We start from the raw sequence: 9173 nt of genomic DNA, 5'->3' as shown, positions 1-9173 counted from the left end.
ACTAGCTGCCTAATCATTTACATAATTCAACTTTCCACTTGACAGGGTCCAGTCCATTTCCAAGAAGGCAGGTGACTTTTTTACTCGTGCCGGTCCAAATAAACTTCGCGGGGTTTGGCCCCGTTGGCCGGACCAATATAGCCTTGTTGTTCCAAGTCATCAATCAAGCGCGCGGCCCGGTTATAACCAATCCGAAAGCGCCGCTGGACCATCGAAGTAGACGCCTTTTGTTGATCAATTACAAAAGCCAAGGCCTCATCAAACAAGGGATCCTGCTCAGCTTGGGTCGCTTCTTGTTGCATTTCTTCATCCGTAATCACCATTTGCTGATCGTATTCCGCTGGTTGCTCTTCCTTAATAAAGTCAACCACGGCTTCGACATCGTGATCGGAAATGAAGGCCCCTTGCAGCCGGGTAGGCTTGTTTTTATCAATCGGTTGAAAGAGCATGTCCCCGCGTCCCAATAATTTTTCCGCCCCGTTGGCGTCCAAAATCGTCCGCGAGTCGATCCCACTGGAGACCGCAAAGGCAATTCGTGACGGGACGTTGGCCTTGATCAACCCCGTGATGACATCGACGGACGGCCGTTGGGTGGCAATTACCATGTGAATCCCCGCGGCCCGCCCCATTTGAGCAATCCGGACAATGGAATCTTCCACTTCTTTGGAGACCGTCATCATTAAATCGGCCAATTCGTCAATGATCACCAAAATCAACGGCAAGGGCGGCTGCTCTTCATCCGGATGCTGGGCGACCAGTTCGTTGTACCCCTGCAGATTCCGGGTCCCTAACGCGGCAAACAGTTCATACCGGCGTTCCATTTCCGCCACCACCTTGGCCAGGGCTTTCGCGGCCTTTTTCGGCTCGGCCACGACTGGACTCAGCAGGTGGGGGATTTGATTATAAACGCTTAATTCAACCTTCTTCGGGTCGACCATCAGCATCTTGACCTGGCTGGGTTTCGCCCGCAGCAATAAACTGGTCAAAATGACATTGATCGCCACCGATTTCCCACTCCCGGTGGCCCCGGCAATCAACAGGTGGGGCATCTTGGTCAGATCCGCGGTCACGACTTCACCCGTCACTGCCCGCCCCAACGGGACTTCCAAGGGCCGCTCACTGTTGGGCATCGCTTCGATTAGTTCCTTAAAGCCAACCGTAGCCGGGGCTTGGTTGGGGACTTCGATCCCGACCAAGGATTTCCCCGGAATCGGCGCTTCAATCCGAATCCCCTTGGCGGCTAAGGCCAGGGCTAAATCATCCGCCAGGTGAGTAATTTTGGCCACCTTCACTCCCGTGGCGGGCTTCAATTCATATTCCGTCACCGATGGCCCCAAATTGACGTTTTCGACCGTGGCGTCGACCCCAAAGGAGGCTAAGGTCGCCGCCAATTTACTGGTATTTGCCTGAATGGCGGCTAAATCTTGACTTTGATCAGTCGCCGCCACCGAACTTAACAAACTGAGCGGGGGCAGCTGATAGTCATCATCGTGGACTTCTCCCACCCCTAGGGCCGGAAGTTCCGGTTCCGGTGCTGAGTCTTGTTCAACCGGGGCTACTGGTTCTGGTTGTCCGGCCACGTTGATCTTCGGCGCCGGGGCAACGGGCGGATTAAGGGGCGCTGGTTCGGGTGGCGTGACCGCTGGTTCTGGCGGAGCGGGGGCCGCAGCGCTTGGCGGGGCCGTAGGTTGGCGCTTTGGTCGCGCCGCTTGCCTTGCCCGGGCCTCTTTAACCAATTGACCAATTCCCCGGCCCACCTGCCGCAGCCACGGAAAGACCCGCTGCCATGGCAAATGAAAGAAGACAATCACTCCGCTCAACATCAATAACCAACCCAGCCCGAGCGTCCCGGCTTGATTTAACAGTACGTAACTTAAGGAATACAGCCACGCCCCCAGCATGCCACCCCCCAGGGGGGCCGTGGAATCACCGTTAAAGAGGGCCCGATTCAACGAATTCCAGGTTACCAAGCTAAAGTGGCTGTGGGTCTGTAAAGCTGCAAACATTTGCGCATGTAAAACCAACAGCAAGCCCAGGTAAAACAACCCGAGCCCCCACCAATAGCGGGGAGCAACGCGGGGTAAGGCAGCAAAGAGCGCCACCCAGCTTGCCAGGCCGAGCCCCACGACCAACAGAAAATAGGCGCTCTGGCCGCCCAGCAGTTGCAAGCTCCCGAGTACGACTTGGCCAATTAACCCTAATTGAAAGGCCCCGACCACCAACACTAAGGCCACCAAAAGCCCCCCTAAGTGGCGCGCTAATTGCTGTTGGGCCGAAGCTTTAGCGCGGCGCGGCTGTTTGGCCGCCCGCCGTTTGCGTTGTGGCATATGCTGATCCTTTCTTTGACACCAACTACTTTAATTTATCAAATTCGTACGTGTGCACCCGCGCCAAGTGCGGAAAGCTTTGTTGCCGTAAGGCTTCGTAAATCACGATCGCCGCACTGTTCGACAGGTTAAGCGCCCGAATATTGTCATCGTTTTGGGGAATCCGGATCGCCAATTCCGGGTACTGGCGCATAAATGGTTCGGGCAGGCCCGTGGTTTCCTTGCCAAATAAAAAATAATGATCACCACTGGCCGTATAGTCAACTTCTGTGTAATCCCGGGTGGCAAACTTTGAAACCAAGTACAGCTTGGTTTGATCTGGTACCGTCGCCATAAAAGCCGGCAGGTCATCATGATAGACCACTTCGACCTTATCCCAGTAGTCTAACCCCGCCCGCTTCATATGCTTATCATCGGTTGCAAACCCCAGGGGCTTAATCAAGTGCAGCACCGTATTCGTGCCGGCACAGGTCCGAGCAATATTACCCGTATTAGCCGGAAACAGGGGTTCAAAGAGTACAATGTGATTGGTCATGATTTTCCTCGTTTCTATCGCAATGGTGTTTTTGGCAACAAAAAAAGCAGGGTCTCGGTGTGGGCACGGCGAAACGCTGCTTTAGTGAAGTGCTCTTTGATAAATACCAACGAAAGCTTCGATGTCACTTACCAAATGATTTCTGAAGATTATTTTAACACACCGCTTTAAGATTTCAATAATTTTTTGCGTTTTTCTTGGCAATCAGCAGTTCTACGGCAACCGTTACCGTTTTCAACGAAGCCAGTTCCGCGGCCGTCAGCTCCCGCGCCCCTTGGCCCCAATGCAAGGGCGACATCGCCACTAGGTCCGCCCGCAAGGCTGGCGCCAATTCAAACTGGTAATTGATTGGGATCACTTGCCCGGCCGGATAGCGGGCTAAGAAGCGGTCCTTGACCAAGTGATTGTCATAGTGGCGGTGGGAATCCGTGGCAGGGTACAGCAAGGCCCGCAATTCCTGCAGGTAGGCTCCGGTCGGAATGATTTTCAGCAACGTCCCCCCGGGCGCCAGGACCCGGTCAAACTCATCATAATCGGCCGGGGAAAACAATTCCATGACCACGTCCAGGCTGGCCGTCGCAAACGGCAACTTGCGCAAATCAGCGACACAAAAGAACATTTGCCCGGGCGCCAATTGGGTCGCCAAGTTTACGCCCGCCTTGGAAATATCAAAGCCGGCCAAGGCATCGGCGTTGCCCCGTAAGGCTTGCAGCTGAGCTAGCGGCGTCCCTTCCCCGGTCCCCACGTCAATCAGTTTGACTGGCGCCGCTGGCAAACAGGCGTTGAGTTGCGCCACCATCGGGGCAAATAAGCCCGCCGTTAACACCCGCCGGCGCGCGGCCAACATTTCCTGATCGTAACCATTGCTGGCACTGGCAGTTTGCAAAAAATGAACGGACCCCGCCCGGTTAAAATCCCACTGGTGCCCCTTACTACACCGCAGCCCCTGGGTCGCCACCAGGCTAAAGGGACCCTGACAAATTGGGCACGCCAACATCGATAAATGGTTTTGGACCCATTGGGCCGCTAATTCTCGTTTCTTCACTCTGCTTTCCTCTGCTTTCTCATTGCCTACAAAATCCCCCTTCGCCCACCCAAGCCCTTGGTGCGTGTGCTATGATAAAGGAGTATTTCGATTAAGGAGGTTTTTGTTTTGACTGAAAAATTTATGATTGGGACTTACACCAGTCACACCAGTCAAGGGATCTACGGGGTAACCCTGGATCCTGCTACCCAACAATTATCAGCATCATGGTTGGTCGCCGAATCAGGCAAGCCGTCCTACTTGCAAGTTGCTAACGACCGAGCCTTTGCCGTTTACCAAGCCGACGGCCAAGGCGGGATTGCCAGCTACGCCTTGACCAACGACCACGCCACTCGCTTGGCCCAGGCGCTGGCCGCCGGTTCGCCCCCCGCTTACGTGGGCTTTGACGCCACCCGGCAGTTGCTGTTTGTCGCCAACTACCATACTGGTCTGATCAGTGTCTACCGCGTCGCTGCCGACGGTCAATTGACCCTGGCTGATCAAGTCCAACACGAAGGGGCCACAGGACCCGCTCCCGAACAAGACGCTCCGCACCCGCACTACGCCGACCTCACCCCAGATGGCCGGTTGGTCGTTTGTGACTTAGGGATGGATTTGGTCGTGGTTTACGACCTAAGTACGGAAGGGAAGCTGACCGCGAAATCTCGCTACCAATCCGAAGCCGGCTTCGGTTCCCGGCACCTGGTCTTTGCGCCGAACGGGAAATTTGCTTACCTGCTCGGGGAATTGTCCAGTCAACTGGAAGTCTTGCAATACGACGCGGCCACCGGTGCATTTGCGCATGTCCAGACCATCAAGACCATCCCGGCTGATTGGACGGCCCACAACGGGGCCGCTGCCATTCACATCTCGCAAGACGGGCAATTCATTTACACCTCCAACCGGGGCGAAAACACGATTGCCGTCTTTGCCGTCCAAGCAGATGGCACCGTCAACCACATCCAATCGATTACCACTGCCGGCGATTTCCCACGGGACTTCGAACTGAGCCAAGACGAAAGTTACCTCATCGCCGCAAACCAAAATACCAACAATTTGACCCTGTACGCCCGTGACGCAGCCAGTGGCCAATTAACCCTGTTGCAACAAGACGTCGCTTGTCCAGAACCAGTCTGCATCAAGCGCTGGTAAGACTTAGGACGTTGCGTTTAAGGGCCGGGAAAAAGCACTGCTTTTCCCGGTCTTTTTTGTTTTCCACACGCTAGATCGATCAGGTGGGAGCTAACCGCTACTTTGGCTGATCACCAGTCAGGCCCAATTGAGCTTGTAACCCTTGCAAATCCGCCGGCAAGGGGGCCGTAAGGCTGATTGTCTTGGCCAAAAACGGGCTGTAAAAGCGAATCTTTTGGCAGTGTAAGGCCTGGCGATGCAGCAATTGGCAATCGCCACCGTACATTTCATCGCCAAACAGCGGCGTGCCGCGCCAGGCAAAATGGGCCCGAATCTGGTGGGTTCGGCCGGTATGCAACTGGATTTTCACCCGACTAGCTCCCGCCACGGTCTCGAGGCGCCAGTATTCGGTCACGGCCGCCTTCCCGGCCGGTCCAATCATTCGCTTGACAAACGAGGCGGGATCCCGCTGAATCGGCGCATCCAAATAGCCATGCTCAGCGACTGTCCCACCAACCAAAGCTTCATACTGCTTAAAAACCTGGTGCGCCTTTAATTGCCGGTCCAAGACGGCGTGAGCAAAGCGATGCTTGGGAAAAATCACCAGTCCACTGGTATCACGGTCCAAGCGGGTCGCCACGTGGGTCACTTGGTTTTCGTACCCCTGCCGCTGGTAGTACGCCTTCACCCGGTTGACCAAGCTGTCTTGCACCGCCACATTATGCGCCGGGACCGTCGCAACCCCGGCGGCCTTATTAATCACCAAAAAGTCGCGGTCCTCATAGGCGATCTCAAAGGGCAACTCACAGGGAGTCACCGCATCATTCGCGGCTTCATTGGGAACTTCAATCCCGACTTCATCTCCCGGCTGCACGTTGGCAATTGCCCACGCAGTTTGTCCGTTCAATAAAAGACGGCCACCGTGAAAGATGGCCACCTTAATCAAAGATGTCGTTACCCCAAAGGATTTTAACACCCGACGCAGTTTGCGCGGCACACTGCCTTGGTACGTCCACGTAAACCTCATGCTTCACCCCCGATAAAGGAGGCCTTGACCCGCCGCCAGAAATTCGTATGGCGGTACTTGGCAAAGCGAATTTGTTGTTCCGCCACCGAGTAGGTCAGTTCCGTCAGATGGCGCACTTCGCCCAACATAATCTGTGTCCGATCACAACTTAAGACCGCCGTTGAATCATCCGCCAAGCGCAAGGTCAAGACGGCATCCTTGCCAAAGATGATCGGCGAGCCCAAGGTCCGAAAGACCCGGTTGTTTAACGAGGCCATTTCGCCTAATTGAAAGCCGACAATCTTGGGATCCATAATCGCCCCGCCAACCGACTTGTTGTAGGCCGTTGATCCCGTCGGGGTTGAAATACATAAACCATCGCCCCGGAAGCGTTCAAAGAGTTCGGCGTTGATGTAAACATCGCAAACCATCGTCTTGACCATGTCGCGGATGGTCGATTCGTTGAGGGCCACAAAATTCTGCCGGGTCCCATCGGAGAACTTGGCTTCCACGTTTAACAAGGGGTAGGCTACCGACTGACCACTATCCGTCTTCAAACTTTCAATCAAATCAAAGACTTCAAAGGTCCGCCAATCAGTGTAAAACCCGAGGTGGCCAGTGTGCATCCCGACAAAGCGAATTTCATCCAAGCGGTCTTCATAGTGATTAAAAGCGGATAGCAAGGTCCCGTCCCCACCAATGGAGATTACCAAGTCGGGCTGGTCTTCATCATAAGGAATTCCTTCCTTGGCCAAGCCCTGGATGATCATCCGCTTTAAGCGCTTGGATTCTTGGGTATCTGAATTATAAATGGCGACTCGCATCGGTATCCTCACTTTCTTTAGGCGGCTGCGCTTGAGGCTGGCGGTTATACGAGAAGATCGTTTGGGCTTCTTGAATTTCTTCTCTGATTTCTGACATTTCCTGATCAAGCTTGAAGGCGGCCGTCGCAGCCCGTTGCAACCGATCGCGGACGTCAGCTGGGAACGTACCCCCGTACTTGTAGTTCAACGAATGCTCAATCGTCGCCCAGAAGTTCATTGCCAAGGTACGAACCTGAATTTCAGCTAAAATCCGTTTTTCTCCCGTCGTCAATTGGACCGGGTATTCAATCACAATGTGGTAGGACCGGTAGCCACTGGGTTTGACGTTGGTAACGTAATCGCGTTCCTCTAAAATCGTCATATCGCTGCGTTGGCGCAGCAAATCGACAACCACATAGATATCTTCGACAAATTGACACATAATCCGGAGCCCGGCAATGTCTTGCATGTCTTGTTCTAAACGGTCGGCCTGGACGTGGCGCCGAACCATTTTTTCCTTGATACTATCGACTGGCTTCACCCGCCCGGTCACAAATTCGATCGGTGAATGCTGGGCCTGCTCTTCAAACTGTTTTCGCATCCCGCGCAGCTTGACCTTGAGTTCATTGACCGCTTGCTGGTACGGGAATAAGAAATCCTGCCAATTCTCTACCATCACTCTTCCTGCTTTCTTCGTTAATGCTTAATTTCCATTTTAGCACATGCTGCCCAGCGGCCGAGCCTTTTTGCCCTAGATTGGCGAATTGATTGCCGCTGAGCTGGTGGCAATCAATTTACTTTACAAATCCAGGGAGCTTTGCCAAAATAATTGGAGAAACTTAACTAAACGCGAAATGATGACGATTGGAGGAGCCGCCCGTGCTCGAGATTCACCTGTTCGTCAATCCCCTGGGCATGCAATGCTACCGTTGTGAACAAGATGTCTTGCGGATTGATAAGGACCTACAACAAACCAAATTGCAGTATCAATTTGTGCCCCTGATTAACATGCACACCATCCAAAATACGCTGCATCGCTACGGCCTCAGCGCTTCTCACCACCAAGCCGTTTCTGAATTACTCTACCAGGTCAGCCTCGATTATAAAGCGGCCCTTTTTCAAGGTGGGAAGCGGGGGCGTCACTACTTACTCCAACTACAAACGGCCATTATTAAAGATGCGCGACGCTATTCACCGGCCTTGGTCGAAGAAATTGCCCGCCAAGTCGGGTTAGACCTGGAAATGTTTTTAGCGGATCGCCAGTCGGATTTAGCCCGCGAAGCCTTTGTGGCCGATCAAAAAATGGCAAATGAACTAGGGGTCACCCGGACCGCCACGGCCGTCATCTTCGATACCACCGGGCCGGATTACGGAGTCTTAATCAACGATTTTGATTATGATACCTTAATTCAATTGCTGCACGATGGGCAACTACAAGTCATGCAAACCGCCCAAGACTTCATTGACCGCTTTAACCACGCCCAACCCCGCTTTCGAATCCTGTAATCCTTAGCCCCTGCCTATCGGGGGCTTTTTTCTTTTCCCGCCCACCCCCGTACGGCCCGTACTTTCGCCGCATAACTGGCAAACCAGGCTGGCCGGCGGCAATACTGGACCCCCGCCGCGCGTTGCGTTACGATTCCGGCTTGGGCCAATTCGACCGTCCAGGCTTGCAAGAGCTGGTGGTGCAGCTGAGCCACCTGCGGGGGCGTCAAACACGGTAAGGGCAACCAAGTCGTTTGCGCTGTCAGAAAGGTCCACCACCTCGCCCAAGACCAGGTCGTGCCCAAAACAACCTGCTCCAGTGCCAACAGTTGGCGGAGGAGATAACTGTTAATAAAAATGTCGAATAATGTTGAATAACCTTCCCGAATGTCTATGAGAAAGACAAAATGTGGCATGAGTATTCGGGGACTAGCTAACAGAAATTTATCATCGTCATGCCAGCGAAAAACTTGCTAAACAAAATGAACAGTGAGATGATTAAAGCGTTAACAATGCGATTTCTTGATCGTTTTGTTAGATCTTTATCGCTCACACGTATCTAAGTTGGCTGTTTGAGAGGTGGGGACGGTGATGTTGCGCACGCAAAAGGTGAAGTTATATCCAAACCAAACGATGAAAAAGGTGCTCGATGATTTATGCGATTACCGGCGCTACTGTTGGAATCAAGGGCTGGCCCTTTGGAATGACATGTATGATGCTTCAGTGATTCTTGCTGATAAGAAGCAGCGGCCCAACGAACGCAAGGTTCGGGATGAATTGGTTGCTAATAAGGCCGACTGGCAGTATCAACTGTCGGCGCGGTGTCTGCAGTTGGCGATTTCTGATCTGGGTAAAGCGTGGC

10 protein-coding genes are annotated in these 9173 nt (G+C 53.5%); 3 read left to right on the top strand and 7 right to left on the bottom strand.

The features are described 5' to 3' along the window. Positions 1-80: 80 nt before the first annotated feature. The 3 genes from FC43_RS04945 to FC43_RS04935 all read right to left on the bottom strand — a co-directional run bounded on the left by FC43_RS04945 (position 81) and on the right by FC43_RS04935 (position 3907). Entirely contained in the window at positions 81-2327 is a 2247-nt protein-coding gene (locus FC43_RS04945; RefSeq protein WP_056954592.1) for an FtsK/SpoIIIE family DNA translocase, read from the bottom strand. A 25-nt stretch (positions 2328-2352) separates the two neighbouring features. Then, a complete protein-coding gene (locus FC43_RS04940) occupies positions 2353-2862 on the bottom strand; it encodes a tRNA (cytidine(34)-2'-O)-methyltransferase (RefSeq protein ID WP_019205089.1) in 510 nt (169 codons plus the stop codon). 175 nt (positions 2863-3037) lie between these two features. Continuing rightward, complete coding sequence (locus FC43_RS04935) at positions 3038-3907, bottom strand: methyltransferase domain-containing protein (protein ID WP_056954590.1); 870 nt, start codon at positions 3905-3907, stop codon at positions 3038-3040. Between the two features lie 108 nt (positions 3908-4015). On the opposite strand from FC43_RS04935, the gene FC43_RS04930 reads away from it, so the two are divergent. After that, a complete protein-coding gene (locus FC43_RS04930) occupies positions 4016-5038 on the top strand; it encodes a lactonase family protein (RefSeq protein ID WP_019205087.1) in 1023 nt (340 codons plus the stop codon). A 97-nt stretch (positions 5039-5135) separates the two neighbouring features. On the opposite strand, the gene FC43_RS04925 is transcribed toward FC43_RS04930, so the two are convergent. From FC43_RS04925 to yjbM, 3 genes are read right to left on the bottom strand one after another with little or no spacing between them, the layout of a single operon-like run. After that, positions 5136-6044 (bottom strand): RluA family pseudouridine synthase, encoded by a 909-nt coding sequence (locus FC43_RS04925; RefSeq protein WP_056954588.1) that lies wholly within the window; start codon positions 6042-6044, stop codon positions 5136-5138. Continuing rightward, positions 6041-6847 (bottom strand): NAD kinase, encoded by an 807-nt coding sequence (locus FC43_RS04920; protein WP_056954586.1) that lies wholly within the window; start codon positions 6845-6847, stop codon positions 6041-6043. The genes FC43_RS04925 and FC43_RS04920 overlap by 4 nt, the downstream gene beginning before the upstream one ends. Further along, positions 6828-7502: a GTP diphosphokinase gene (yjbM, locus tag FC43_RS04915; protein WP_019205084.1), complete on the bottom strand. Its 675-nt coding sequence runs from the start codon at positions 7500-7502 to the stop codon at positions 6828-6830. Before yjbM ends, FC43_RS04920 begins: the two co-directional genes overlap by 20 nt. Before the next feature lie 203 nt (positions 7503-7705). Between yjbM and FC43_RS04910 the strand changes: the two genes are divergently transcribed. Then, complete coding sequence (locus FC43_RS04910; protein ID WP_056954584.1) at positions 7706-8332, top strand: DsbA family protein; 627 nt, start codon at positions 7706-7708, stop codon at positions 8330-8332. Positions 8333-8346: 14 nt separating this feature from the next. On the opposite strand, the gene FC43_RS04905 is transcribed toward FC43_RS04910, so the two are convergent. Then, positions 8347-8616 carry a hypothetical protein gene (locus tag FC43_RS04905; protein ID WP_056954582.1) on the bottom strand — a complete coding sequence of 90 codons (270 nt, stop codon included), beginning with the start codon at positions 8614-8616 and terminating at the stop codon, positions 8347-8349. A 286-nt stretch (positions 8617-8902) separates the two neighbouring features. Here FC43_RS04905 and FC43_RS04900 point away from each other — a divergent pair. Beyond that, the coding region (locus FC43_RS04900) for a helix-turn-helix domain-containing protein (protein ID WP_156648278.1) at positions 8903-9173 on the top strand (271 nt) is incomplete at its 3' end.

Origin of the sequence: Limosilactobacillus ingluviei DSM 15946, from assembly GCF_001435775.1 — a bacterium.
Taxonomy (GTDB): domain Bacteria; phylum Bacillota; class Bacilli; order Lactobacillales; family Lactobacillaceae; genus Limosilactobacillus; species Limosilactobacillus ingluviei.
This window is presented reverse-complemented; position numbering and strand designations above follow the sequence as displayed.

Excerpts from the sequence above, each read along its gene's own strand:
- FC43_RS04945 (WP_056954592.1), bottom strand. The coding sequence starts at position 2,327 with ATGCCACAACGCAAACGGCGGGCGGCCAAACAGCCGCGCCGCGCTAAA.
- FC43_RS04920 (WP_056954586.1), bottom strand. The coding sequence starts at position 6,847 with ATGCGAGTCGCCATTTATAATTCAGATACCCAAGAATCCAAGCGCTTA.
- FC43_RS04940 (WP_019205089.1), bottom strand. The coding sequence starts at position 2,862 with ATGACCAATCACATTGTACTCTTTGAACCCCTGTTTCCGGCTAATACG.
- FC43_RS04925 (WP_056954588.1), bottom strand. The coding sequence starts at position 6,044 with ATGAGGTTTACGTGGACGTACCAAGGCAGTGTGCCGCGCAAACTGCGT.
- yjbM (WP_019205084.1), bottom strand. The coding sequence starts at position 7,502 with ATGGTAGAGAATTGGCAGGATTTCTTATTCCCGTACCAGCAAGCGGTC.